This is a genomic window from Mucilaginibacter auburnensis, from assembly GCF_002797815.1.
Classification (GTDB): domain Bacteria; phylum Bacteroidota; class Bacteroidia; order Sphingobacteriales; family Sphingobacteriaceae; genus Mucilaginibacter; species Mucilaginibacter auburnensis.
The window spans coordinates 925,041-950,144 of the sequence record NZ_PGFJ01000001.1 but is presented as its reverse complement, the minus strand read 5'-3'; the positions used below and the strand labels follow the sequence as shown (position 1 = coordinate 950,144).

Annotated in this window: 23 protein-coding genes; 13 read left to right on the top strand and 10 right to left on the bottom strand. The window is 41.0% G+C overall.

The features are described from left to right. Window positions 1-29: 29 nt before the first annotated feature. The 3 genes from CLV57_RS04190 to CLV57_RS04180 form a co-directional block, all read right to left on the bottom strand. A complete protein-coding gene (locus CLV57_RS04190; RefSeq protein WP_100340087.1) occupies window positions 30-2,078 on the bottom strand; it encodes a M3 family metallopeptidase in 2,049 nt (682 codons plus the stop codon). Between the two features lie 162 nt (window positions 2,079-2,240). Then, entirely contained in the window at window positions 2,241-4,505 is a 2,265-nt protein-coding gene (locus tag CLV57_RS04185; RefSeq protein WP_100340086.1) for an aconitate hydratase, read from the bottom strand. 227 nt (window positions 4,506-4,732) lie between these two features. Further along, a complete protein-coding gene (locus CLV57_RS04180; RefSeq protein WP_100340085.1) occupies window positions 4,733-5,560 on the bottom strand; it encodes a hypothetical protein in 828 nt (275 codons plus the stop codon). A 296-nt stretch (window positions 5,561-5,856) separates the two neighbouring features. On the opposite strand from CLV57_RS04180, the gene CLV57_RS04175 reads away from it, so the two are divergent. The 3 genes from CLV57_RS04175 to CLV57_RS04165 all read left to right on the top strand — a co-directional run bounded on the left by CLV57_RS04175 (window position 5,857) and on the right by CLV57_RS04165 (window position 8,383). Beyond that, on the top strand, window positions 5,857-6,924 hold the full coding sequence (locus tag CLV57_RS04175) for a branched-chain amino acid aminotransferase (protein WP_100340084.1): 1,068 nt from the start codon (window positions 5,857-5,859) through the stop codon (window positions 6,922-6,924). Window positions 6,925-7,074: 150 nt separating this feature from the next. Next, complete coding sequence (locus CLV57_RS04170; RefSeq protein ID WP_100341302.1) at window positions 7,075-7,794, top strand: DUF3667 domain-containing protein; 720 nt, start codon at window positions 7,075-7,077, stop codon at window positions 7,792-7,794. A 31-nt stretch (window positions 7,795-7,825) separates the two neighbouring features. Then, entirely contained in the window at window positions 7,826-8,383 is a 558-nt protein-coding gene (locus CLV57_RS04165) for an imm11 family protein (RefSeq protein WP_100340083.1), read from the top strand. A gap of 9 nt (window positions 8,384-8,392) precedes the next feature. Here the strand turns inward: CLV57_RS04165 and CLV57_RS04160 are convergent, their stop codons facing one another. Together CLV57_RS04160 and dcd are read right to left on the bottom strand one after the other, a co-directional pair. Beyond that, window positions 8,393-8,674, bottom strand: a complete 282-nt coding sequence (locus tag CLV57_RS04160; protein WP_100340082.1) for an ATP-dependent Clp protease adaptor ClpS — start codon at window positions 8,672-8,674, stop codon at window positions 8,393-8,395. Window positions 8,675-8,714: 40 nt separating this feature from the next. Continuing rightward, window positions 8,715-9,251, bottom strand: a complete 537-nt coding sequence (gene dcd / locus CLV57_RS04155; protein ID WP_100341301.1) for a dCTP deaminase — start codon at window positions 9,249-9,251, stop codon at window positions 8,715-8,717. 76 nt (window positions 9,252-9,327) lie between these two features. Between dcd and CLV57_RS04150 the strand changes: the two genes are divergently transcribed. Further along, window positions 9,328-9,966, top strand: a complete 639-nt coding sequence (locus CLV57_RS04150) for a 4'-phosphopantetheinyl transferase family protein (protein WP_100340081.1) — start codon at window positions 9,328-9,330, stop codon at window positions 9,964-9,966. A 3-nt stretch (window positions 9,967-9,969) separates the two neighbouring features. Next, window positions 9,970-10,692 (top strand): lipoyl(octanoyl) transferase LipB, encoded by a 723-nt coding sequence (gene lipB / locus CLV57_RS04145; protein ID WP_100340080.1) that lies wholly within the window; start codon window positions 9,970-9,972, stop codon window positions 10,690-10,692. Between the two features lie 57 nt (window positions 10,693-10,749). On the opposite strand, the gene CLV57_RS04140 is transcribed toward lipB, so the two are convergent. Both CLV57_RS04140 and CLV57_RS04135 read right to left on the bottom strand, forming a co-directional pair. Then, window positions 10,750-12,864, bottom strand: a complete 2,115-nt coding sequence (locus CLV57_RS04140) for an LruC domain-containing protein (protein ID WP_100340079.1) — start codon at window positions 12,862-12,864, stop codon at window positions 10,750-10,752. A 147-nt stretch (window positions 12,865-13,011) separates the two neighbouring features. After that, a complete protein-coding gene (locus CLV57_RS04135; protein ID WP_100340078.1) occupies window positions 13,012-14,439 on the bottom strand; it encodes an L-serine ammonia-lyase in 1,428 nt (475 codons plus the stop codon). A 130-nt stretch (window positions 14,440-14,569) separates the two neighbouring features. Between CLV57_RS04135 and CLV57_RS04130 the strand changes: the two genes are divergently transcribed. Both CLV57_RS04130 and CLV57_RS04125 read left to right on the top strand, forming a co-directional pair. Next, entirely contained in the window at window positions 14,570-15,022 is a 453-nt protein-coding gene (locus CLV57_RS04130; protein WP_100340077.1) for a DUF5684 domain-containing protein, read from the top strand. A gap of 1 nt (window position 15,023) precedes the next feature. Beyond that, on the top strand, window positions 15,024-15,401 hold the full coding sequence (locus CLV57_RS04125; RefSeq protein ID WP_157799062.1) for a DUF2752 domain-containing protein: 378 nt from the start codon (window positions 15,024-15,026) through the stop codon (window positions 15,399-15,401). Here the strand turns inward: CLV57_RS04125 and CLV57_RS04120 are convergent. Next, window positions 15,362-16,105, bottom strand: coding sequence for an RDD family protein (locus CLV57_RS04120; protein WP_100340075.1), 744 nt, complete (start codon window positions 16,103-16,105; stop codon window positions 15,362-15,364). The genes CLV57_RS04125 and CLV57_RS04120 overlap by 40 nt on opposite strands. A gap of 83 nt (window positions 16,106-16,188) precedes the next feature. On the opposite strand from CLV57_RS04120, the gene CLV57_RS04115 reads away from it, so the two are divergent. The 6 genes from CLV57_RS04115 to CLV57_RS04090 are packed head-to-tail and all read left to right on the top strand — an operon-like array spanning window position 16,189 to window position 22,245. Then, on the top strand, window positions 16,189-17,151 hold the full coding sequence (locus tag CLV57_RS04115; RefSeq protein ID WP_100340074.1) for a stage II sporulation protein M: 963 nt from the start codon (window positions 16,189-16,191) through the stop codon (window positions 17,149-17,151). Then, window positions 17,141-18,028: a hypothetical protein gene (locus CLV57_RS04110; RefSeq protein WP_100340073.1), complete on the top strand. Its 888-nt coding sequence runs from the start codon at window positions 17,141-17,143 to the stop codon at window positions 18,026-18,028. The genes CLV57_RS04115 and CLV57_RS04110 overlap by 11 nt, the downstream gene beginning before the upstream one ends. Continuing rightward, a complete protein-coding gene (locus CLV57_RS04105; RefSeq protein ID WP_100340072.1) occupies window positions 18,028-18,762 on the top strand; it encodes a hypothetical protein in 735 nt (244 codons plus the stop codon). The genes CLV57_RS04110 and CLV57_RS04105 overlap by 1 nt, the downstream gene beginning before the upstream one ends. Continuing rightward, window positions 18,749-19,915 carry a DUF4350 domain-containing protein gene (locus CLV57_RS04100; protein WP_100340071.1) on the top strand — a complete coding sequence of 389 codons (1,167 nt, stop codon included), beginning with the start codon at window positions 18,749-18,751 and terminating at the stop codon, window positions 19,913-19,915. Before CLV57_RS04105 ends, CLV57_RS04100 begins: the two co-directional genes overlap by 14 nt. Window positions 19,916-19,917: 2 nt before the next feature. Beyond that, window positions 19,918-20,895: an AAA family ATPase gene (locus tag CLV57_RS04095; RefSeq protein WP_100340070.1), complete on the top strand. Its 978-nt coding sequence runs from the start codon at window positions 19,918-19,920 to the stop codon at window positions 20,893-20,895. 3 nt (window positions 20,896-20,898) lie between these two features. Continuing rightward, on the top strand, window positions 20,899-22,245 hold the full coding sequence (locus CLV57_RS04090) for a DUF58 domain-containing protein (protein ID WP_100340069.1): 1,347 nt from the start codon (window positions 20,899-20,901) through the stop codon (window positions 22,243-22,245). Window positions 22,246-22,249: 4 nt separating this feature from the next. On the opposite strand, the gene CLV57_RS04085 is transcribed toward CLV57_RS04090, so the two are convergent. Continuing rightward, window positions 22,250-23,050, bottom strand: a complete 801-nt coding sequence (locus tag CLV57_RS04085; protein WP_100340068.1) for a mechanosensitive ion channel family protein — start codon at window positions 23,048-23,050, stop codon at window positions 22,250-22,252. 359 nt (window positions 23,051-23,409) lie between these two features. Then, window positions 23,410-25,041 (bottom strand): chaperonin GroEL, encoded by a 1,632-nt coding sequence (gene groL / locus CLV57_RS04080; RefSeq protein ID WP_100340067.1) that lies wholly within the window; start codon window positions 25,039-25,041, stop codon window positions 23,410-23,412. Window positions 25,042-25,104 lie beyond the last annotated feature (63 nt).

The following is a 25,104-nucleotide window of genomic DNA, read 5'->3' as shown; positions in this document are numbered from 1 at the left end:
CTCTTTTGAGGCGCTTTGCATTTATATTATTATAATCCCATCCACCTAAAGAAAGCATCTGAGTTAGGCTTTCTTCCAAGGAAGTTTTCCAACATGGTGGCTTCATCAATGGTTGCACCTTTTTCTAATACTTCTTTCCTGTATCTGGCTCCGGTTACCGGACTAAGCACTCCGTTTTTCTCAAATACCGAGAATATATCCTGCGCATAAACCTTTGACCACAGGTAACCATAGTAATTAGCTCCATAACTATTTAAATGATCAAAAGCGCAAATAAAGTGAGTACCTGCAGGAAAAGGCATCTGCGTCATGCTGTAAAGATCTGTTGATATTTGGTTGATACCTTTTTGTTTGGTCAAAGGGTACTTGTCTTCATAAGTAAAATCAAGCATGCTTAAATACACCTGGTACATTTGCGCATTGCTGATACCAACAAGTCTTGCTTTATTTAGTTTATCAAACAGCTCCTTAGGCATTACCTCACCTGTTTTGTAATGTTTGGCAAAGAGTTTAAGGCAATCATAATTCCAGGTAAAGTTTTCCAGAAACTGTGACGGCGCTTCAACAAAGTCGCCTTTTGTATTAAATGCACTTTGCGATGAAAGAGCCGGATGACTTAACATGAAATGGATAAGGTGGCCAAATTCATGAAACAGTGTAACTACATCGCCATGGTTTAATAATGAGGGCTCCCCTACTGCACCTTCAGGAAAATTACAGATCAACGCGCCTGAAGGCAAAGTTTCTTTACCATCTTTTAAATGATACATAGAAATATTAAAGCAGGCAAAGTGCGTGTATTTATTAGGGCGTGGGTACAGGTCAAGGTAAAAGCTACCCATCTTTTTACCGTCTTTATAAAGCGCATAAGTTTTTACTTTACTGTACCACACAGGTACTCCCTTAACCTCTCTTATGGTGAAACCAAATAGCTTCTCATATAAGCCGAACATACCTTTTATGGTATTATTCATTTCAAAGTAAGGTTTCAACTCATCCGTATTCAACTGGTATTTAGCATCCAGCATTTTCTTTCCATAATAAGAATTGTCCCAGGCGTAAAGCGTATCATCCAATTCGGGATGTAATTGTTTTTTCAACGCTTTTAATTCACCTAATGCTTCAGGTACATGTGGCGTTAATTTATCGCGCAGGTCCTCTAAAAAGCTCCACACATTAGACGGCTTAGCTGCCATTTTTTGCACCAATGCATATTCAGCATAAGTTTTGAATCCTAATTGCTCAGCAAGTTGCTGGCGATAATAAAACATACTATCCAATACAGCTATGTTAGCCGGATAAGCTCTGTTATAATATTTGGTCAACATCATGCGCCGGGTGTTTTCATCATTGGCATATTTCATAATGTTGTTATTGTTAGGTCCGTTAACAATTACCATATATGAGCCATCAGCACGTTTCCATGCTTTACTTAAATTTTCAGGCACGCCTTTAACCTCGTCGGCAGTCAGTTTCAAGCTGTCTTTATGTTCGGCTATATTACGACTGAACCTGCTGCCCAGTGCAATTAGTTTTTCATTGGTTCTCTTTAATGCCGCACGGCCGGCAGCATCCAGTTTAGTACCATTAATTTCAAACGATATTAAACTTTCCTTAAGCAGCTTCTTTTGATCCGGCCGCATGGCTTTAGCGGCGGGTGTGGCCGCAAAACGCTTTAATGCATTATACAGGTCAACATTTAAAGTTATGTCAGAATTATATGCCGATAGTTTCTCGCTTTGTTCGGTAGCCGCGTTACGTGTTTTATCATCAACATACGTAGCTTCTATAACGCTTATCTTTCCACCCAGATCACTTAAACCGTAGTTCAGCTCATCTAAAGCTATCAACGTGTTGGCAACGGTTTGCTTACCTGCCGGAACGCTGGTAATAGCCTTAATACGCGCATCACTTTCCTTAATTACTTTAGCAACGGCATCAGCAATAATAACTGGGGTAACCTTATCAAACTGTGTAGGAACATTTGACCGGGTAAGCAGTAGATTAGTGGCAGGTTTAGTTTGCGCACACAACCCCACCGGCGATAGCATCGCCATAACAAGTATCTTTTTGAGCATAGTAAAATCAGTTTATCCAAATATACCTTTTTAAGGTGAAAGGTGAAAGGTGAAAGGTGAATATTTAAAAGTAAAGCCGCCCCGTTATCACGGGGCGGCTTTACTTTTAAATATTATGAAGCGTAAAAACCTTTTACCTTTAGCCTTTACCTTCAAGCTTAATTAAACCATTTGCTTTCTGATGATATTTAAAGCACCACCTGCCTTAAACCACTCAATTTGCTGAGCGTTGTAAGTATGGTTAACGGCAAACTCATCAGTTGTACCATCCTGGTGATGCAACACAACAGTTAACTGCTTATCAGGCGCAAACTCAGTTAAGCCCAGGATATCAATTTTATCATCCTCCTGTATCTTGTCGTAGTCAGCAGTATCAGCAAACGTAATACCCAACATACCTTGTTTTTTAAGGTTGGTTTCGTGAATACGGGCAAATGATTTTACCAATATAGCACGAACACCTAAATGACGTGGTTCCATAGCCGCATGCTCACGAGACGAGCCTTCGCCATAGTTTTCGTCACCTACCACAACTGAGCCAATGCTGTGAGCTTTGTAATCACGCTGTGTAGCTGGAACCGGACCGTACTCGCCGGTTAATTGGTTCTTAACGCTGTCGGCAGAGTTGTTAAAATAGTTAATTGCACCGATCAGCATGTTGTTGCTGATGTTGTCCAGGTGACCACGGAATTTTAACCATGGGCCAGCCATAGAAATATGGTCGGTAGTACATTTGCCTTTTGCTTTGATCAACAAACGTAAACCTTTCCAATCAGTACCTTCCCACGGTTTGAACGGATCAAGCAATTGTAAACGTGACGAAGCAGGGTCAACAATAACATTTACTTTGCTGCCATCCTCAGCCGGAGCCTGGTAACCAGCATCTTCAACTGCGTAGCCTTTAATCGGCATTTCAAGACCTTGTGGCTCGTCTAACTTTACCTGTTCGCCTTTTTCATTAGTTAGGTAATCAGTAAGCGGGTTGAAGGTTAAGTCTCCGGCAATAGCCATAGCGGTTACTACCTCTGGCGACGCAACGAATGCATGTGTATTTGGGTTACCATCTTGTCTTTTAGCAAAGTTACGGTTGAATGAAGTAATGATCGAGTTTTTACGGGTAGGATCGTCAGTATGACGTGCCCACTGACCAATACATGGGCCGCAAGCGTTAGCTAAAACAACACCACCCATTTGGTCAAACGTATCTAAATAACCATCGCGGTCAACAGTATAGCGTACCAATTCAGAACCAGGGGTAATAGTGAATTCAGCCTTAGCTTTTAAGCCTTTATCAATAGCCTGTTTCGCCAATGAAGCCGAACGTGTAATATCCTCATAAGACGAGTTAGTACATGAACCTATTAAACCAACTTCCAGTTTTGCAGGCCAGCCGTTCTCTTTAACAGCAGTAGCAAATTTAGAAATAGGCCATGCCAGATCCGGAGTAAACGGACCGTTAATGTGCGGCTCCAATTCGCTCAGGTTAATTTCAATAACCTGGTCAAAATAAGCAGCAGGGTTAGCGTAAACTTCAGGGTCGCCGGTTAAATGCTCTTTAATTGCATTTGCTGCATCGGCAATCTCAGCGCGTTTTGTACCACGCAGATATGTTTCAGCTTTTTCATCATACCCGAAAATAGACGTAGTTGCACCAATCTCGGCACCCATGTTACAGATAGTACCTTTACCTGTAGCACTTAATGATTCTGCACCTTCTCCAAAATATTCAACAATAGCACCTGTACCACCTTTTACCGTTAAAATACCTGCTACTTTCAAAATAACGTCTTTTGCAGATGTCCAGCCAGAAAGTTTACCATTTAATTTCACACCAATTAGTTTAGGGAATTTAAGCTCCCACGGCAAACCAGCCATTACGTCGCAGGCATCAGCACCACCAACACCAATAGCTATCATACCCAAACCACCCGCGTTAGGGGTGTGTGAATCGGTACCGATCATCATACCACCTGGGAAAGCATAGTTCTCTAAAACTACCTGGTGAATTATACCTGCACCCGGTTTCCAGAAACCAATACCATATTTATCTGATACTGATGCCAGGAAGTCGTAAACCTCTTTGTTAATATCTTTAGCAGTGCTTAAATCGGCATCAGCGCCCACTTTAGCTTGTATAAGGTGATCGCAATGTACTGTTGAGGGCACAGCCACCTGCGGGCGACCAGCTTGCATAAATTGCAACAACGCCATCTGTGCAGTTGCATCCTGCATGGCAACGCGATCTGGTGCGAAATCAACGTAATCAACACCACGTCCGTATGCTTGAGCAGCATCGCCGGCACTCAGGTGAGCATATAATATCTTTTCAGTTAAAGTTAGTGGTTTACCGGTTGCAGTACGAGCTGCCGCAATGCGGGTAGCGTATCTGTCGTAAACCTTCTTTATCATGTCTAAATCAAAAGCCATGGTGTATTTGCTATTAAAATATCAAAAAATAAAATTGTGTAATTATCGGGCTTCCTATTCTTTAGTGCGTTAATTGTGTAAAAATAACACTCAGAAAACAGAAAGGCAAAACTACAAATTTATAACGGTTAAAGCCACAAGGGGGTTTTGTTAATTTTATTTAGAAATATTCTGAATAAAAAAGCCCCGCCTTTAGGGCGGGGCAATATATTTTGCGCTTTATATTGTTAATTTACGTAGTCTACAGGGAATGGATAGCTGTTAACCGGGCCTGTCATTTGTCCGGTAGCAAAATCAAGTATATAGCGCGTATAACCACCTTGAACCTCAGTATTTCTGAAATAAATTCTGGCCGTGTTATTTACATAAAATATAAAGCCACTATATCCTCCAAACATACCAGTGGGATTAGCAGGACTAAGATCAACTGTTTGAGTAGAGAAATCAATGCGCCCCAGAAGGAACTTATTGCCCTCTGCAAACGGATTAACTACCAAACTATTAAAGGTGTATTGAGTAGCTAAATCATGAAACTCGTTGGTAACACCTTCACTGGTAACTTTACCTAAGTGATGACCATAACCTATGGTTCCAACAATTGGTACACCACCAGACATAGGGCCTTTTACATAGTAATACTGTGTGTTGGTGTAGTTATTTGCAAATCCCGGACCTGTTTCAGTAGTTCTTAAAGTATCATATAGCGTGTAAGAATCAACTGTCCATTCATCCTTGCTGCACAACGTGGTGTAAGTAGAATTACCGGTAAACTTTCTGGTGGTATCTCCGCTAATAACTGTTTTGTTGGTAGGCGTTATAGTTGGCAAACCACAACCGGGGTTAGCATTCACTTTTAACCCGTTAGTAGCTTTTGTGTTTGAATTGAACTGCGCGGAGAATGACTTGTACAAACTGGTGGCCATTTGGCGGGCAGTAGTTGCCTGATCTGCCTGTGTTGATACTTTCTGTTTTGCGGTATATGCATCTTTTTTACATGATGAATAAACGCCCGCTATAAACAAAGCGGCAATTAGCAAGGTATATTTTTGTTTCATATATAAAGTTTAGGTATGTAACCCCTATTTTCCTTGCGCTCCTGAAGGCAAATTGCAAGCCATAAATTTTAAAGGAGAAGCAAAAATCAATTGCGCATTAATTACACAACATGGGGATTTTGCGGGCAAAATATTCCACAAATCATCACAATAATTTCAAAGTTGCGCATTTCTTATTTAAAGAAAACATAACGCTAAACTTGCGTTTATACATATTAAGTAAATTTGCAACAGCTAACTTTTTAAAACCAAGTGTTTTTAAGTAAATTGCAAACCCAAATAAAATTGTAAGAGCCATGACTGAGACGTTGGAAATCAAGATCACCAAAACAAGCAATTCCCGTTTAGCACAAACGGATTTTGAAAACCTGCCCTTCGGACAAATTTTTACCGACCACATGTTTGTGGCCGATTATGCCGATGGCGAATGGAAAAACTTAGAAATTATTCCTTACGGTGATATTCTGGTCAGCCCGGCCATCTCTTCTTTGCATTACGGACAATCATTTTTTGAGGGTTTAAAAGCTTATCGTCATGCCGATGGTAAGATCTCTATATTCCGCCCTGATAAAAACGCGGCGCGCTTCAATAAATCTGCTGATCGCTTATGCATGCCTGCTTTACCGGAAGAAACTTTTATACAAAGCATTGCTGCATTGGTTGATATTGACCGCGACTGGATACCTTCAAAACCAGGTTATTCATTATACCTGCGCCCATACATGTTCGCTACTGACCGCTACCTGGGTGTAGCGCCGTCAAAAAGCTACAAATACATGGTGTTGGCGTGCCCGGTAGGCGCCTACTTTTCAAAAACACTACGTGTAAAAATTGAAGACCATTACACCCGCGCTGCCGAAGGCGGTATGGGTTATGCCAAATCATCAGGCAACTATGGCGTTTCTATGTATCCTGCACGCAAAGCTGCCGAGGAAGGTTTTGATCAGTTGATCTGGACAGATGCCAAAGAGCACAAATACATTGAGGAGATGGGTGCAGCTAACGCTATGTTTGTGTTAGATGGTAAACTGATCACTCCGATAGCAGGCGATACGATACTGGATGGTGTAACTCGTAATACTGTAATTACACTGGCCAAAGAGTGGGGCTATCCTGTTGAAGAAAGAAAGGTATCTGTTGAAGAAATTATGGAGGGTGCTAAAAACGGCAAGTTAACTGATGCTTTTGGAGCAGGCACAGCCGCAACTATAGCTTCTGTAGGTTCTATCAGCCATAACGGCGAAGAGTATACTTTGATTGACCCTAAGGACCGTGAATTTTCACAACGTGTTTTAAAAACCATTGATGCCATCCGTTACGGCAATGCACCTGACACACACGGATGGAATTATATTGTAGGATAGTTTTAATCGAAGAGTCAGAAAGAGGGAAAGATTATTATTTTATAAAAATAGCGATGGGTTAACCCATCGCTATTTTATTTTAAGCCAGATTTAAAGTTAACTTTTGTATCTTGAGGGCTCGTATTGATGAATCAACCCCCGAATGCAAAAATGACTACCTGTACTAATTGCAATTACGAAGTTGCTTTAAATTACTGTCCTAACTGTGGGCAGCCCGCCAAAGTAAAACGAATTGATGCACATTACATTACGCACGAAATTGAACACGTTCTGCATTTTGAACGCGGCATTCTTTATACGATTCGTGAGCTTTTGATCCGCCCGGGAGATAACGTTAGAAATTTTATTGCAGGACACCGCAGCAGGCTGGTAAAGCCAATAATCTTTATCATTATCACCTCTTTGATCTACAGCATAATCACACATTTGTTCCATATTGAGAGCGGTTACGTACAGTATAGAGGCGATAAAGAAAACGGCATTTCGCACATTTTTGAATGGGTAGAGGGCCATTACGGGTATTCAAACATCATAATGGGTGTTTTTATAGCATTATGGGCAAAATTGTTTTTCCGCAAATACAACTATAACTTTTTCGAGATATTGATTTTACTTTGCTTTGTGATGGGCATAGGCATGCTCTTCTTTGCATTTTTTACACTACTGCAAGGCATCACTCATATAGAGCTAACAAGTGTTGCAGGAATTATTTTTATTTTTTACTGTAGCTGGGCAATGGGCCACTTTTTTGATAAGAAAAAAACAGGTAACTATTTTAAAGCATTAGGCGCTTATATTTTAGGCATGTTAACTTTCGCTATAGTGGCTATATTATTAGGTGTTGGGATTGATGCAGTGATAAAGCATTGATTTTTATTACGCAGTAACAACACCAATCAATATGAATTACTACAGACTATCAGACGAACTTTATAAACCGAAAAAAAGATGGTTTTTGGGAAGTATAAATTTTGATGGCGAGTGGGATTTTTGGAAGTATGTTAGGGCCGGCAGGGTAATTCCGCCTCAAAAAGAATTGTTTGTAAGCGTAAGAAAAGGTGGCCTGCCTCTCGATTTTACAATGGCTGACTTTGAGTTACTGATAGTTAATGAAAAGGTAAAAGACTTAATTAGTGAAAGCGAAGTCCAATTAATTCCGGTTAAAGTAGCAGATTTAGATTTGAATCTGTCTTTAATGGTGGTTAACAACGAATTTGATTGCGTTGATGAGGGCCGCTCTATTTTTGATAAATGGCAAATGGATGATCCTATACGACCGGATAGAGCAGGCAAGTATAAATCTTTTGCTAAAATGATAATTAATGATGCCTTGGTACCCGATGGTAGTCATATATTTCGAATAAAAAACTATTCTATTACTGTCGTGGTGAGTGAAGTATTGAAGAACGAGATGGAAGCCCAAAAAGTGAGCGGTGTAAAATTTGAAAAACTCAGCTAAGTTGAGCAACTACTCCACACTCACAGTCAACCCCTCTTGCTGCAATATCTTTCTATAGATCTCCATCTCAGTAAACGAACCTTCCAGCACCGCGCATTTACCTTCATTATGTACCTTCCAGGCTATTTTGCCGGCCTGCGCCTCGGTATAATCAAGATATTTCATCATGCAGTGTATTACATGATCAAAAGTGTTAAAATCATCGTTCCACAATATTAAACGATGCATTTCTTTCAATCCCGCCAGCAGTTCTTCCAGCGTAAAGGTTTCTTCTTTGGTTTGCGTAGACATTAGGGTAGCAAATTTACTCAAAATCAGCGAAGAATGCACATTAAAAGGTATTCTTCCACATCATACTCTCTACAGGGCGAGTTGAGCGATTGGTGTACTTCGCGTTGCTTTTCTGAGTATAGCTACTTTCTACCTCGCCATCAATTACAAAGTAAATAAGCTGACCAATAGGCATGCCGGCATAAACACGTACAGGCTGCATGCACGATATCTCCAGCGTCCACGTATTACAAAAGCCAACATCGCCCTTTCCGGCTGTTGCATGTATATCAATTCCTAAGCGGCCGGTACTTGATTTTCCCTCCAGAAACGGAATATGCTTATGGGTTTCAGTGTACTCCATGGTTACACCCAGATAAAGCGTATTGGGTTGCAGTACAAATCCTTCTTTAGGTATCTCAAAAGCATCAACTTCATTATGTACCCTGGCATCTAACACACGGTTGCGGTATGTTGCAATGTGTTTACCCAGATGTACATCGTATGAGTTAGACCCGAGGCATTCCCGCTTAAAAGGTTCAATTACAATGCTTCCATTATCAATTTCTTCAAGGATGCGCTTATCAGATAAAATCATATGTTGAGGCTGATTTGCCTGTCTAAAATTAGAATTAATTAACATAAGTTTGCCCTGCTTTTTGCAATTTTACTTTATGGCCATAGCATACCGGCAACAAATTGATGATGATACTGAGTTTGCGCTCTGGAAGATTGAGGAACAAACCGACGACCTATATCGCCAGTTACAACTTAACTCTGACGAGAAAGCTTTTGTTGAAGGCATAAGTAATGGCAAGCGCCATTTGCATTGGTTGGGAACGCGCGTTTTGCTGCGTAAAATGCTTAACACGGAAGAATATATTGATTGCCGCGTTGATGAACATGGCAAGCCTTATTTGTTCACCCTGCCCTACCACATTTCACTAAGTCACTCGTTTGATTATGCCGCGGTTATGGTAAGCAAAAAAAGCCCGGTAGGTATTGATATTGAGCAGATCAAACAAAAAGTAGAACGCATAGCCCACAAATTTATGCGCCCCGAAGAACTGGCATTTATTGAACCCGAGCACCGCATAGAACAGCTTTATGTGTGCTGGTGCGCAAAAGAGGCCATCTATAAATGCTACGGACAAAAGGAAGTTTCGTTTTTAGACCATATTATTTTGGAACCGTTCAAATTTAATGAGCGTGGCGAGGTGCAGGCTCGTTTAAACAATGGCGAGGTTGATCTGCCATACACCGTTGGTTTTATGCAATACGAAGATTATATGTTAGGGTTCGTAAAAGGATAAGTGATGAAGAATAAAAACGTTGAAGTACAGGATTGGGGTTTAATTGACTATAAAGCTGCCTGGGATAAACAGGAAGCTATTTTTGCCAATACCATTGCCATTAAAACCGAAATACGTAACAGGCAAACTCAACCTGTTTCTGCAGATGACACCGCAGATCTGACTCCTAATTACCTTATTTTTTGCGAGCATCCGCATGTTTATACATTAGGCAAAAGTGGCAAACCGGAAAATCTACTTCTTGATGAGCTTGGCTTGCAAAGAAAACATGCTACTTTCTATCCTATTAACCGCGGCGGCGACATTACCTATCATGGCCCCGGGCAATTAGTTTCCTATCCTATCCTGGATCTGGATAACTTTTTTACCGATATACATTTGTACTTACGCCAATTGGAGGAAGCTGTTATTTTAACACTTGCCGATTATGGACTGAACGCCGGCCGGTACGAAGGCTATACCGGTGTTTGGTTTGATGCCGATAACGAGCACGCGCGTAAAATATGCGCTATGGGAGTACGTTGCAGCCGTTGGGTAACAATGCATGGCTTAGCTTTGAATGTTAATACCAACCTTGATTATTTCGGCAACATTGTTCCGTGTGGGATAGACGATAAAGCGGTAACCTCCCTAAAAAAAGAACTTGGCCGAGAGGTTGATATGAAAGAGGTACAGCAAAAACTACAGCTGCATATTGCTGGTTTATTCAACATGGACATTCATTAAAATAACAAAGCCGCTTCTGTTTAGAAGCGGCCTTTCTTGTTATTATAAGATCAGTTGTTATTTACTGTAAATATTGCCTGAGGCGCGGTAACCCGCGTTAGTATTTGTATACCAGTCTGTATAACTTGTACCTCCTGATAGTGCCCAGTCATTAAAATGCAGATAGCTTGCACTAATGTTAGCACCTTCTATAGGATAGCTAAACCCTTCGCTAAAGCTGATGCCCCATGGTAGGTTCTCTTTGGTTACATAATACCTGTTTTGACCAGGCCTGGAGTCGTCATCCGCCTGACCAAAGAATTGTATATTAGCTTTATCAGTTGGCGCATAGCCAGGCAAGTGCGCCTCGTAGCCACGCCGCCCGTTACTGATCAAAAACGGATTAAATGCCGTTGCAGTTAGCACTGATGATGCAACAGGGGAACCAAACTTTACCACAACCGTGGCCGTAGCTCCATTACTAACCTTTTCTTTATCCGGACGGGTGTTAACGAAGAAAGAATTATCCGGGTTTTTGATCAACAAGTCGGGATTATCAAAGGGGATAATAACTGCCTTGCTTTGTCCTGCTTCAACACCGTTGGCAGCGTAGGTAACATAGGGCGCAGCCGATTTCAACTGCCCGTCTACCGAAGTTACAGCATTTGCTGCTACCGGCAACTGCACACCAAAACCATTTTTAAATGATGCACCTGCTGCTGCTACCTGATATTCGCCCTTTAGTTCAACTACCTGATTAGAGGCATTGCTGGTAAAGGAATAACGGTAATTCACCACAAGATCGTTAAGATCATAGTCGCCCTTGGTTGGCCAGTTATCTTCAAAAGCCAGCGTAGCCATTTTACTTGCCGATGGGTAATAGCTAACGTATGCCCTTGTGCCATCATCAGGGAAAGCATCCAGTTCATCCAAAACACCATCTCCGTCACGGTCTCCACCATCGTCAATAACTGCAACCCCTGCATTTGAAATAGCTGTTATAGGATTAGATGTAGCATAAAAAACAAGGTCGTTAAAATCATTATCAGAGCCACCGGTTTGTCTGTTCAGATCCTCAAAACCCATTAAATAAACTTTGTTAAGATTGTCATACAACATAACCGAGTGTTTACGTAAAGCACTTGTGTTTTCGGGGTTAAATTCATCCTGCGTAAAAAACTTTGTAGCTGATGTATTAACACCACTTCCCGTCCAGGCATTTTGAAGCAATACAAAACCAATTGTTGTACCTGCATCAAAGGTGCCCAGTTTAACTTTATCGCCCGATTTCAAACCACCACCCGATCCATAAGCAGACGCATTAGGGAATATGTAAGTGATTTTATCTATTCCGCCGAACAATGTTCCACCTCCAGATGCACTTGGCGGAGATCCGGTTTTATAGGTATAAAAGCCTAAAACATTTTGGTAGCCGGCCCCTTCTGAAACGAATGTTATCCATACATCTGCCCTGGCGGTAACGTTAACAACACGCGTTGCATTATTACTCAAATATTCCGGGTGAAGGTTGGGTACGGTTTGACCTTCGGGCAATGACGAATTGACAAATGATAGCAAAGACTGCGGAATGATATCCGGCGTAGTTTCAAGGTAAACAGGTTTACCCTGGTTAGTTGGCGCAGAGAATGCGTTAGAAGCCGTATAGCCTGTTGGGTATACGTATTCAGTTGCTAACAAGCCATTTATTTGCCTGCCACCGCTTGAAGTTGTTGTCACAGGCGAATCATTTATGGCATCAGGTACAATGTCGCCACTATAACCTGCCTTGCCGCCAATTACAGCTGTTACAGATGATCCGTTCAAGCTAACGGTAACATTGCGCATTAAACCTACATACGCCGGATCAATAATAAGCCTTGTATAGTAAGCAGGCACAGCAACTGTTGCAGTAATTTTTCCTGATGCATCTGTTACGCCCTTAAAAATAGCGGCGCCCGGGCTTGTGTTATCGGTGGGGTAGATACTTAATACTATGCCTTTTAGTGGACCGTCATTGTTATCACGAAGTGTGATGCTGACATTAACATTTTTTGAGCTTGAAAAATTGAAACCATCAGGTGCGGCTTTAACCACATTGCCGCCCGGGTCTGGTGGCTGATTGCTGCTTTTTCGGCACGAAGCTGTGGCGGCTATTATTCCAACTGCCAAGCACAGGTGTAAAAGTTTTTTCATAATTTTTTAATTATCAAGAAACTTTTATACCTAAACAAACAATTTAAAGTTTCAATCCATTTTGTTCACATTTAAAGCCATTGGGGAATTACAACTTTTAGGAATACAAAACTGACTGATAAGTAAGTAGTTGTGCAAACACATAAATTAACACTCAGGCAGGCTGATAGGAATATTGATAGCAAGTCCGCCATCAGCAGTTTCTTTATACTTAACATTCATATCCTGCGCGGTTTGCCACATGGTTTTCACTACGGCATCTAAACTAACTTTGGCTTTATCAGGATTGCTTTGCAAAGCCAATTGTGATGCTGTTATCGCCTTTATAGCTCCCATTGTGTTGCGCTCAATACATGGCACTTGTACAAGCCCACCAATTGGGTCGCATGTTAGGCCAAGGTGATGTTCCATGGCAATTTCTGCAGCCATTAGCACCTGCCTTTGCGAACCGCCCAAACGCTCAGTAAGCGCTGCGGCAGCCATTGCAGATGACACACCTATTTCGGCCTGACAACCGCCCATAGCGGCAGATATGGTAGCCCCTTTTTTAAATATACTGCCAATTTCCGATGCGGTATAAATAAACTTAATGATGTTATCGTTATTAAAACCGTTGCAAAAAACAATATAGTATTGCAATACGGCTGGTATTACACCTGCCGCGCCATTAGTAGGTGCTGTTACCACACGCCCAAAAGAAGCATTCTCTTCATTAACAGCTAATGCGAAGCAACTCACCCAATCCAATATATTTTGAAAACCTTCGCCTGTTTTCCTGATAGCATGTACCCATTCATTGTAATTGCTGTAGGTATTGCCGCCTATCAGGCGCTTGTTTAGTTCAGCAGCACGGCGGGCAACATTAAGGCCACCGGGTAATTGACCATCAGCATGGCAGCCCCTGTACATGCACTCGGCCATTACGTTAAAGATATCCAGCACACCTTTGCGCGTTTCTGCTTCATTACGCCAGGCCAGTTCGTTTTCCAATACCACATCTGATATTTTGAGCCCTGTTTTTATGCACCAATGCAGCAAATTAGCAGCGGTATCAATTGGGAAAGGCAGGTCTACCTCGGCACGCGCGTTACCTTCACTTCCTTCGGTAACTACAAAACCACCACCAATGGAGTAATAGGTTTGCGACATTGCCTTGCCACCCTCCAACAATGCCTGGAAAGTAACCGCATTTGGATGAAACGGCAGACTTTCGTTGAAAAGAAATAACAGATCATCGGTAATGGTAAAACTTATATGCTTTTCACCACCTAATGTTAACACCTGTCGCGAACCAATATTGGCTATTTCGCTGTTAATTTGATCAACAGGAAAAGTAACCGGATCATGACCACTTAAGCCCAGCAAAACGGCAATATCAGTACCATGCCCGCGCCCTGTCTTTGCCAACGAGCCGTACAGTAAAATTCTTACACCACTCACCTGCTCAAAAACATGTTGTGTTTTCAATAATACCACAAACTGTTGCGCAGCGCGCCATGGCCCCAATGTATGTGAACTTGACGGGCCAATACCCACCTTAAACATGTCAAAAACCGAGATCTGTTCGCGCTGCATGGTCAAATTTAGCTATAAAAATGCAGGGTATTAATTTTTAGTAGCATAATACTGCATTTACATTTTATTTTTAAATTGCAACAACAAACAAAATCCTTAATCATATTTAAATCCTTTTTCTCTTATTATTATGAACGAGTACGATTACGCTTCGGGGGCTGACAATGGCGGCCTTATTGCTGTTTTATTTGGAGTAATGCTCATCCCGGCATTAATTATTGGCATACTAACCATCATAGGGCTATGGCGAACCTTCCAAAAAGCAGGCAAACCAGGTTGGGCGGCCATTATTCCCATTTACAATTACATTGTGATGCTCGAAATTGTTGGAAAACCAATCTGGTGGATCATATTACTGCTCATCCCTTGCGTTAATATCGTAATAGCTATCTGGGTACTTAATTTAATAGCAAAGAGCTTCGGCAAAAGCGAAGGCTTCACCATTGGATTGGTTTTATTTCCGATGATATTTTTCCCGATACTCGGTTTTGGCAGTGCAACTTATTTAGGCCCATCGGCTGCTGAAGCCAAGGGCATGGGTATGCCAGGTAATAACCCGTTCAATAACCCACCGCAAGTATAGGTTGCTTTTATATATTGCACATATATCCCGCAGTGAGCCGCTTTTGCTAAGCTGGCTGCGGGATCATTTATTTCCTTGTCCGTTTAAATATCTGACCGGGTTAGACTGCCCGGGCTGTGGTTTTCAACGTGCTGTGTTAGCACTTTTACAAGGCAACGTTAGCCATAGCTTTCAAATTTATCCGGCCGCGATACCGCTTATCTTATTTTTCAGCTACAGCATTACCGATCGTTTTTACAAACTTGATAACCAGCAAGGTCACATTAAAAAGACTTTATTTATGTTGGTTGGAGCCATGGTGCTTATTAGCTATGCCGTTAAGCTTTGGCATATTTACAGCTACGCCAATTCATCGGCATTGGCAGTTGCCACTATATAGTTATAGTCTTTAATAAGCGTTTGCAGAAAACGCATGTCGTCCATCTGAGTTTGTATGCCCAATACCTGTTTCAGTTTAACAGCAGTGTTATATAAAATAACGCTGTTGCCAGATTGTATATAGTTAGTCAATACCTCATGTATCAAAGCAATATCCTTATCTTTTAATTGCGATGCTTCTGTAAACGCCGGAGTATAGGCCTCTTCTACCGGGGGCGTAAAAGCAATGGCTTCCATTTTTGCGCTTGGTTCTGTACGTACTAAAACAGTACCAGCAACCATATCACCTACGCGTTGATTTTTTTCGCTGACTGCCGCGCAAATAAGCGCGCATACACCACCGGTCATGGTAAAATCAACTATCCTGAAAAGCCAGCGTAACAGATACTGGCCCAATGTTGGCCGCCCGCCATCAGCACTTATCACCTTTATCTTCATTACACGTTTACCAATGCTTTGTCCGTTCATAAAAATCTCGCAAAGCAGATCATAAAAAACGAAAAGAGAAAAGAAAGCAATCACAACTATTGCAATCCCTATTTCTCCAAGTTTTACGGATGTTATACTCGGAAATAAAACAAAGAATATAATCACCAAACCAAACAATAGGCCGTCCAGTATGCGGGCTAAAATACGCGGACCGAGGCCTGCTATTTCATATTCAATATCGATATTTTGGGAGGTAGTGATCCGGACGGTCTGCATTTAAAAAATTCTTAGCTCAATATTCAACAATTAGTTGAATGTTACAAATTTTGTTTTAATTTAAGCCTGTAATTAAACCTTATATGCGCGAGCCGCTCTTTGTTAAACAAAACGCTACAAAGTGGAAAAGCTTTGAAATCGAAGCTACCAACGACCCGGATGAGCTTGCGGACAGGTTTATTCAAATTACTGATGATCTGGCCTTCGCCAAAACATTCTATCCCGACTCAAAAACAACCAGTTATCTTAATGGTTTAGCGGCCAGACTTCACCAATCTATTTATAAAAACAAGACAGAAAAAAGTAACCGCTTTATTAGTTTTTGGAAATACGAGTTACCTATTTTGTTTTACACTTATCGCCGTCAGCTCCTGTATTCTTTCCTTTTCTTTTTTGTTTTTTGCATGATGGGCGCTTTCTCGGCTAAATATGATGACGGTTTTGTGCGTCTTATTTTAGGTGATGCCTATGTTGACATGACAGAGGCCAACATCGCTAAAAATGATCCTTTCGCGGTTTATAAACAAGAGGGTGAATTCCTGATGTTTTTGATGATAGGAGGCAATAATATTTACGTTGCGTTAAAGGCTTTTGTTGCCGGCATTTTTTTCTCGGTTGGTACAGTATACGCTCTTTTTTACAACGGACTAATGCTGGGCTCGTTCCAATACTTCTTTTTCAGCAAAAACCTGGGCATCGCATCTGTATTAGTGATCTGGATACACGGTACGCTGGAAATATCATCTATCGTAATTGCAGGCGCAGCAGGGTTGGTGCTGGGTAATTCCATATTATTTCCCAAAACTTTCTCGAGGTTAACCTCACTTAAACGCGGCGCCAAACACGGCATGCAAATAGCAATTGGTCTGGTGCCTATATTTATAATAGCAGCTTTTTTTGAAGGATTTGTAACCCGGCACACCGAAATGCCGGTTTGGTTAAGCAGTTCAATTTTAGGCCTGTCGTTATTATTTATAATATGGTATGTTATTATATATCCTAAAAAATTAAGCATTAAACTCAATACCGAAACTAATGAACAATGATTTTGAACTTGCCCGCACACGCGACTTCAGCGCGCTAATCAACGACTCGTTCCAGTTTATCAAATTAAACTTTAAACCTCTTTTACGAGGTTTCTTTACCTTCTGCGGCTTTTTTGTATTAGCGTCCGCAGCAACCACCGCTGTATACCTATTGCAGATAAATGACTGGATGCAGAGTGCTCAGGAAGGGCAATACGGCAACTCACTTGACATGATCACCAAAATGAAACAATTTGGCCTTGTTGCGGTGGTGATGTTTTTATTTAATGTTCTCACCTACTCGGCTGTAACGGTTTACGTTTTGGTTTATATTATCCTTTATAAAGAGAAAGGCAAAGTACCGCCCAGTAATGAAGAGATATGGGGATATTTTAAGTATTATTTTTTTAAGGTATTTGGGGCTGTTTTGTTAAATGGGCTGTTGTGCGGTATAGCATCAATATTTTGTTTAGTACCGGGTATTTGGCTTTTCCCTATTTTAGCGTTGACGTTTCCTGTTATGATAATGGAAAACGCCAGATATGGTTACGCCTTTAACCAAGGCTTTAACCTTATAAAAGGCAACTGGTGGACCACTTTTGGCGCCCTGTTTATTATGATGCTTATTGCCGGCATAAGTGCCGGAGTTATTTCATTACCAGGAACGCTGTGGAATCAATTTGCCTTGCTATTACATTGGCCTGGAGGTAACATTGCCGCCATCCTTTCAGCCTTATTAAGCCATTTAGCTTTGGTACTTTATATATTGCCATTAGTAACTTTAGCGCTTTGTTATTTTAGTTTAAACGAGGCAAAAGAAGGTACGGGCCTTATGGAACGCATTAACAAACTGGGCGAAGAGAATAACGACAATAACCTACCTGCCGAAGAATATTAATGTTTCGCTACGTTACGCTCATACTACTATTTTTTTCACTTATTACGGGTTGGGCTTTTTGTGCTGTAGTACCAACGCAGCAAAAAAAACCGCTTATTGTACAGTATGATACTGTTAAGGTTGAGAAGAGAAACCTTGACAAACACGCATTACAGGAATACCTGAAGCAGGATGATTTTAAATACGACGACACTTACAACGGCGTATCATTATGGGATCGCTTTTGGCATTGGTTCTGGAGCCTGTTTGATGCTAAATATACGTCGTTGGCGGGGCGTGTAATAACCTACACTTTATTTGCGTTAGGCGTGGCCGGTGTGGTATTTTTAATTATGAAACTGGCAGGCGTAAATCCGTTTTGGGTGATAAGAGGCAAATCAGCCAATGCCAATGTGCCCTATAGCGAACATCTTGAGAATATACACGAACTTAACATTGATGAAGAAATTGGCAAGGCTGTTTCGGTGGGCAACTATCGTCTTGCTGTGCGCATGCTTTATTTAAAAAGCTTGAAGCAGCTTAATGAAGCCGGATCAATTCAATGGGATATTAATAAAACTAACAGCCAATACAGCAACGAAATAAATAATGCCGAGCAACGCCTGCATTTTAACCTGCTTACACGCCAATTTGAATACATATGGTACGGCGAATTTAATATTGATGCCAAAGCGTTTGCACAGGTAAGCGCCATGTTTAACGATTTAAAGTTAAAACAGCATGAAAGACTTTAAGATCTATCTGGGCATAGCAAGTGCATTGTTAGTTGTTTACCTGATTATTCAATACAATAGGCCGAAACCCATAAATTGGCAACCAACACTTTCAAGCACTGATAAAATACCTTTCGGCACTTTTATTTTACGCCAAAGGTTAGGAGACATTTTTCCAGCCTCTGTAATTAACAACAGCGACAAATCAGCTTATTCATTTTTCAAAGCACAAAAAAAGCCAGGCAATTATATTATCATAGCCAAATCTATCAAGATCACTAAAGATGATTTTGAGGAGATGACCCGTTACATTCACGCCGGAAGTAACGTTTTTATAACGGGTTTTGATTGGAACGGCGTAATTGCAGACACCTTGAAATTTAATACCGGTTTCGAAATTCAAGAGAAAAACACCACGCTAAATTTTACCAACAAAGACTTAAAACGGCGTACCCCCTATAAATTTTCAAAAGACATAAGCGCGCAGTACTTTGCTGACTTTGACACAACAAGAGCCACCGTTTTAAGTACTAACAAAGCAGGGAACGCTACCTATCTGCGTTATAAATTCGGTAAGGGCAACCTGTTTGTTTGCGCCAATCCACAACTTTTTACTAATTACAGTTTGCTTACCACCGATGGCGCGGCATATGCAAGTATTGCCTTATCGTATCTTCCACAGCAGAAAAACATATTTTGGGATGTATTCCAAAATCATGAGGTAGAAGTGGACCGGTCTCCACTTAGGGTATTCTTTAGCAACCCCAGCTTACAGTGGGCCTACTATTTAAGTTTATTTGGGTTAGTGATATTTGTTTTATTTGAAATTAAACGCAGGCAACGCGTTATACCCATTATTGAACCTTTAAAAAACACAACGGTTGATTTTGTTAACGTTGTTGGGCAGGTATATTACGAAAAGCGCGACAACGCTAACATTGCCCATAAAAAAATACTCTACCTTTTAAGCCACTTACGAGAAAACTACCAGATAAGAACTAACAAAATTGACAGTGAACTAATCGACACCATAAGCGGCAAAACCGGTGTTGACGGGGCTTTGGCAAAACAATTAATTGATTACATCAGCTATATTGCCGCTCATCAACGGGTTACCGACAGAGAACTTATTGAACTTAACCACCTTATTGAAAAATTTTACAAAGCCATATAACAATGGAAGAAGAAATATTTGAACAAAGAACTGATTTATCCAAACTAAGTAACGCTGTTGAACAAATGAAAGCTGCTATTGGCCAGGTAATAGTAGGTCAGCAGGACACCATTGAGCTCATAATAGCGGGCATTTTAGCTAACGGCCACCTGCTTATTGAAGGTGTACCTGGCGTGGCCAAAACCCTCACCGCTAAACTGGTAGCTAAAGCTATTGATGCAGCATACTCGCGCATACAATTTACACCCGACCTGATGCCATCGGATGTTTTAGGTACATCCATTTTTAGCCCTAAAACCAGCGCGTTTGAATTTAAGCGTGGCCCTATCTTCGGCAACATCATCTTAATTGATGAGATAAACCGCTCACCTGCCAAAACGCAGGCCGCTTTATTTGAGGTAATGGAAGAACGGCAGATAACCATTGACGGGCAAACCTACAAAATGCAGGAGCCCTTTATTGTGTTAGCCACACAAAACCCTATTGAACAGGAAGGAACTTACAGATTGCCGGAGGCTCAGCTGGACAGGTTTCTGTTTAAAATAGAAGTTAAATACCCATCACTGGAAGATGAGATAACCATACTTACGCAACAACACCAGCAATCACCTGCAGAGCAGCTGGATCAAATTAAGCCGGTGCTATCCATAACGGACATTATTGCCCTGCGCCAACAAGTAAAAAATCTGCATGTTGAGCCTAAACTGCTGGAGTTTGTTGCCAAAATAATTCACGAAACACGCAACAATAAGTCGCTGTACCTGGGCGGATCGCCAAGGGCATCGTTAGCTATTGTTAATTCTGCTAAAGCACTTGCGGCTATAAAAGGACGCGATTTTATTACGCCGGACGATATTATTGCTACGGCTTTACCTGTATTAAGACACCGAATAATGCTAACACCCGAAAAAGAAATGGAAGGCCTTACGCCTGATGATGTAATACAACAATTGATCAAAAAAATTGAGGTACCCAGATAAATAGTGAAGAAGCTATTCAGCAGGTTTTATTCTGATCTGTTTTTAACCCGCAGATTTTTTACCTCCATAGTTATTGCTGTGGTGCTGTTCATGCTGTCGTTCTTTTTCCCGTGGTTAGGTGTAGTTCCTCATGTATTCTTCGGGGCCTTTCTCGTTGTGGTAGCAACGGAAATCGCAATGCTCTATCTAAAATCAAACGGAATTTTCGCGCGCAGGCATGCACCCGAGCGTTTAAGCAATAATGATGATAACCAATTAGGCATTTACGTTGAAAACAGGTACGCGTTCACCGTAAAGATGGGCGTTATTGATGAGATACCCTTTCAATTTCAAAAACGCGATGTGTGGTTCAAAACCACTTTGCAGCCTGGTCAGAATAAGCTGCTCAACTATACATTAAAACCGCTTAAGCGCGGTGAGTACAGCTTCGGCAATGTTATAGTTTATGTGGGTTCATCATTGGGACTAATTAACAGACGCTATACTGTACAACAAGCGCAAAACCTGCCGGTATATCCGTCATTTCTACAAATGCGCAAGTACGAATTGATGGCTATATCCAACCGGATTACTGAGTTCGGCATTAAAAAAATACGGCGTATAGGGCACAGCATGGAATTTGAGCAGGTTAAAAACTATGTTCCGGGTGATGACTACCGCGCCATTAACTGGAAGGCCACTGCCCGGCAAGGCAGCCTCATGACCAACTCATATACTGATGAGCGCTCACAGCATGTGTATTGCGTAATAGATAAATCTCGCGTAATGAAAATGCCTTTTGAAGGATTAAGCCTGCTGGATTACGCTATCAATGCCAGCTTAATACTGTTAAATGTGGCCATGCTGAAGGAAGACAAAGCAGGCCTTATTACCATAGCCGAAAAGAAAGGCACCGTTGTACCTGCCGACAAGCGCCCTACTCAGCTTAATAAAATTATGGAGGCCTTGTATAAGGAAAAAACCCGTTACCTGGAAACTGATATGGGGCTGCTTTATACAACTATACGCGGCACGTTAAGACAACGCAGTCTGGTAATATTTTTTACTAACTTTGAAAGCATGTCGGGCCTTAACCGGCAATTACCTTATTTAAAGCGCATAGCCAAGTTTCATTTACTGTTAGTTGTATTTTTTGAGAATACAGAATTGAAACGCTTAAGCGAAGAACCTGCGAAGGATGTGGAAGAAATATACATTAAAACCATAGCTGAGAAAATGGCATTCGACAAAAAGTTGATCGTAAAAGAGCTGACCAAGCACGGCATACAAACCATTTTAAGCGCACCGCAAAACCTTAACGTAAATACCATTAACGCTTACCTGGAAATAAAAGCTAAGCAGAAGATATAATGTTTTAAGTACCCAGCAACTTCACTCCGGCTGCTTTCAGATTTTTAATAATGTTTTCCTGAAGTTCCATTTTGGTTGTCAAAAAATCAGCAGGTTTGACCCATACATTTACTAAAAACCTGATGGAGTCAACCTCTAACGAAATAATACCTACTCTTATAGCCGGATTGCTTAAAACGGATTTAGCATTATTAACCGTATTGATTATTATCGTTTTAACCTGATCAATATCTACCACGTAGCCTACCTTTACTTCAAAGTCAAGTCTGCGTTTGCCCTCGCGGGTAACGTTAACAATAACCTCGTTAAAAAGCTTACCATTAGGAATAATTACCGTTTTGTTATCTGCCGTGAGTAATACAGTATAGAATATTTGTATGGAGGTTACTTTTCCATCCTGCCCTTGCGCTATAATGCTATCATCCAGTTCAAATGGCTTTAACAGTAAGATAAGCACACCACCGGCAAAATTTTGAAAAGTACCTGATAACGCTAAACCTACGGCAACAGTAGCACCCCCTAATATGGTACTCACGTTAATAATATCGATCTGATTAATAGCGAGAACCGAGACTATAAGAAGGATATATAACGCCGTTAATGATACACTCAGAAAAAATGGCTGTAGAGACGAATGCACCATTTGTCTACTCATTCGGCCGCGCAAACGGTTGCCTATAAATTTTATCAGCCTAAGCCCAATAAATAAAAGGATGAGAGATAGTACGAACTTGGTGCCGTGAATAAACAGCCATCGGTACGCTTCCCGGTAAAAACCGTGCAGATCAAAATCTTGTAACTTCATACGTTATGAAGCCCAAAGTTACAAAACTTTATCTACCGTAAATAGTTACAAACAACTCGGGCACTTTAAATAGTACCAGGTCAACCAGCGTTGCGTGTACTTGCTTTGTTGTTGCTGCTAATCGTTTCATGTTTAGATATATTCAATTGCTGTGCCTTTTTTGTGGCTTTGAATTGTTGATACAAAAATACATGCGTTTATGGCGATTTTTGTCAAAAATTAATCATTTGATTAACAAATGACCATGCGTTTACCTTTGCATGACTTTACCTTACCATACAAAACACAAAACCCTTGTATGTAAAAACATACAAGGGTTTGCTGTGTTATATGAACCCTTTTTCAAGGGTTGGGAGGAATTACATCATGCCGCCCATGCCACCGCCACCCATTGGAGGACCAGCAGGTGCATCTTCCGGATCGTCAGCTAAAACGCATTCAGTTGTTAACAACATTGAAGCAATCGAAGCTGCGTTCTCTAAAGCTACACGGCTTACTTTAGTTGGGTCAATTACACCGGCACCAATTAAGTTTTCAAACTTGTCGGTACGAGCGTTGTAACCAAAATCAGCAGAACCTTCTTTAACTTTCTGAACAATGATTGAACCTTCAATACCCGCATTCTCGCAGATCTGACGCAATGGCTCTTCAATAGCACGACGGATGATCTGGATACCAGTGTTTTCATCTTCGTTGTCACCTTTAAGGTTAGCCAAAGCAGCAACCGCACGGATGAAAGCTACACCACCACCTGCTACTATACCTTCTTCAACAGCAGCGCGAGTTGCGTGTAAAGCATCGTCAACACGGTCTTTTTTCTCTTTCATTTCAACTTCGGTAGCTGCACCAACATATAATACAGCAACACCACCTGATAACTTAGCTAAACGCTCCTGCAGTTTTTCTTTATCATAATCAGAAGTAGTAGCTTCCATTGATACAGAGATCTCGTTTACACGGCCTTTGATTGCATCAGGGTTACCTTTACCATTAATAATGGTTGAGTAATCTTTATCAATAGTGATTTTTTCGGCCTGACCTAAGTCGCTTAACTCAGTTGTTTCTAATTTCAAGCCTTTTTCTTCAGAGATAACTTGACCACCGGTTAGGATAGCGATATCTTCTAAGATAGCTTTACGGCGATCGCCAAAGCCAGGTGCTTTAACCGCAGCAACTTTCAGTGAACCACGAATTTTATTAACTACTAAAGTTGATAAAGCTTCGCCTTCCAGATCTTCAGCAATAATTAAAAGTGGTTTGCCTGTTTGTACTTGTTTTTCAAGGATAGGAAGAATTTCTTTCATTGAAGATATCTTCTTGTCGCAGATAAGGATGTATGGGTTCTCTAACTCAACTTCCATTTTATCAGTATTGGTAACGAAGTAGGCCGATAAATAACCACGGTCAAACTGCATACCTTCTACCGTTTTAACTTCGGTTTCTGTACCTTTTGCTTCTTCAACAGTGATAACACCTGCTGTACCAACTTTCTCCATAGCGTTAGCTATCATTTCACCAATAACTTCATCGTTATTAGCTGAAATAGCAGCTACTTGTTTGATCTTGCTAAAATCGCTGCCAACGTCTTGTTTTTGGTTTTTCAAATCGGCAACCACAGCTTTAACAGCTTTGTCAATACCGCGTTTCAAATCCATTGGATTTGCACCGGCAGCAACGTTTTTAATACCTGCAGTTACAATAGCTTGTGCTAAAACGGTTGCAGTAGTGGTACCGTCACCAGCAATATCAGCAGTTTTTGAAGCTACTTCTTTAACCATTTGAGCACCCATGTTCTCGATAGCATCTTTTAGCTCAATTTCTTTAGCTACTGTTACACCGTCTTTAGTAACCGCTGGTGAACCAAATTTTTTATCGATAATTACGTTACGGCCTTTAGGACCCAAAGTAACTTTTACTGCATTAGCCAGAATGTCTACACCTCTTTTCAGCGCATCTCTTGCTTCAACGTTATATTTAACTTGCTTTGACATGTTATTTTATTGTTTGAATGTTTGAATGTTTTCTTTTTGTTGGAATGTTGCAAGGTTTGAAAG

What these genes read in the sequence shown, in the direction of transcription:
- CLV57_RS04190 (WP_100340087.1), bottom strand. Translation starts at nt 2,078, where the DNA reads ATGCTCAAAAAGATACTTGTTATGGCGATGCTATCGCCGGTGGGGTTG.
- CLV57_RS04185 (WP_100340086.1), bottom strand. Translation starts at nt 4,505, where the DNA reads ATGGCTTTTGATTTAGACATGATAAAGAAGGTTTACGACAGATACGCT.
- CLV57_RS04180 (WP_100340085.1), bottom strand. Translation starts at nt 5,560, where the DNA reads ATGAAACAAAAATATACCTTGCTAATTGCCGCTTTGTTTATAGCGGGC.
- CLV57_RS04175 (WP_100340084.1), top strand. Translation starts at nt 5,857, where the DNA reads ATGACTGAGACGTTGGAAATCAAGATCACCAAAACAAGCAATTCCCGT.
- CLV57_RS04170 (WP_100341302.1), top strand. Translation starts at nt 7,075, where the DNA reads ATGACTACCTGTACTAATTGCAATTACGAAGTTGCTTTAAATTACTGT.
- CLV57_RS04165 (WP_100340083.1), top strand. Translation starts at nt 7,826, where the DNA reads ATGAATTACTACAGACTATCAGACGAACTTTATAAACCGAAAAAAAGA.
- CLV57_RS04160 (WP_100340082.1), bottom strand. Translation starts at nt 8,674, where the DNA reads ATGTCTACGCAAACCAAAGAAGAAACCTTTACGCTGGAAGAACTGCTG.
- dcd (WP_100341301.1), bottom strand. Translation starts at nt 9,251, where the DNA reads ATGATTTTATCTGATAAGCGCATCCTTGAAGAAATTGATAATGGAAGC.
- CLV57_RS04150 (WP_100340081.1), top strand. Translation starts at nt 9,328, where the DNA reads ATGGCCATAGCATACCGGCAACAAATTGATGATGATACTGAGTTTGCG.
- lipB (WP_100340080.1), top strand. Translation starts at nt 9,970, where the DNA reads ATGAAGAATAAAAACGTTGAAGTACAGGATTGGGGTTTAATTGACTAT.
- CLV57_RS04140 (WP_100340079.1), bottom strand. Translation starts at nt 12,864, where the DNA reads ATGAAAAAACTTTTACACCTGTGCTTGGCAGTTGGAATAATAGCCGCC.
- CLV57_RS04135 (WP_100340078.1), bottom strand. Translation starts at nt 14,439, where the DNA reads ATGCAGCGCGAACAGATCTCGGTTTTTGACATGTTTAAGGTGGGTATT.
- CLV57_RS04130 (WP_100340077.1), top strand. Translation starts at nt 14,570, where the DNA reads ATGAACGAGTACGATTACGCTTCGGGGGCTGACAATGGCGGCCTTATT.
- CLV57_RS04120 (WP_100340075.1), bottom strand. Translation starts at nt 16,105, where the DNA reads ATGCAGACCGTCCGGATCACTACCTCCCAAAATATCGATATTGAATAT.
- CLV57_RS04115 (WP_100340074.1), top strand. Translation starts at nt 16,189, where the DNA reads ATGCGCGAGCCGCTCTTTGTTAAACAAAACGCTACAAAGTGGAAAAGC.
- CLV57_RS04110 (WP_100340073.1), top strand. Translation starts at nt 17,141, where the DNA reads ATGAACAATGATTTTGAACTTGCCCGCACACGCGACTTCAGCGCGCTA.
- CLV57_RS04105 (WP_100340072.1), top strand. Translation starts at nt 18,028, where the DNA reads ATGTTTCGCTACGTTACGCTCATACTACTATTTTTTTCACTTATTACG.
- CLV57_RS04100 (WP_100340071.1), top strand. Translation starts at nt 18,749, where the DNA reads ATGAAAGACTTTAAGATCTATCTGGGCATAGCAAGTGCATTGTTAGTT.
- CLV57_RS04095 (WP_100340070.1), top strand. Translation starts at nt 19,918, where the DNA reads ATGGAAGAAGAAATATTTGAACAAAGAACTGATTTATCCAAACTAAGT.
- CLV57_RS04085 (WP_100340068.1), bottom strand. Translation starts at nt 23,050, where the DNA reads ATGAAGTTACAAGATTTTGATCTGCACGGTTTTTACCGGGAAGCGTAC.
- groL (WP_100340067.1), bottom strand. Translation starts at nt 25,041, where the DNA reads ATGTCAAAGCAAGTTAAATATAACGTTGAAGCAAGAGATGCGCTGAAA.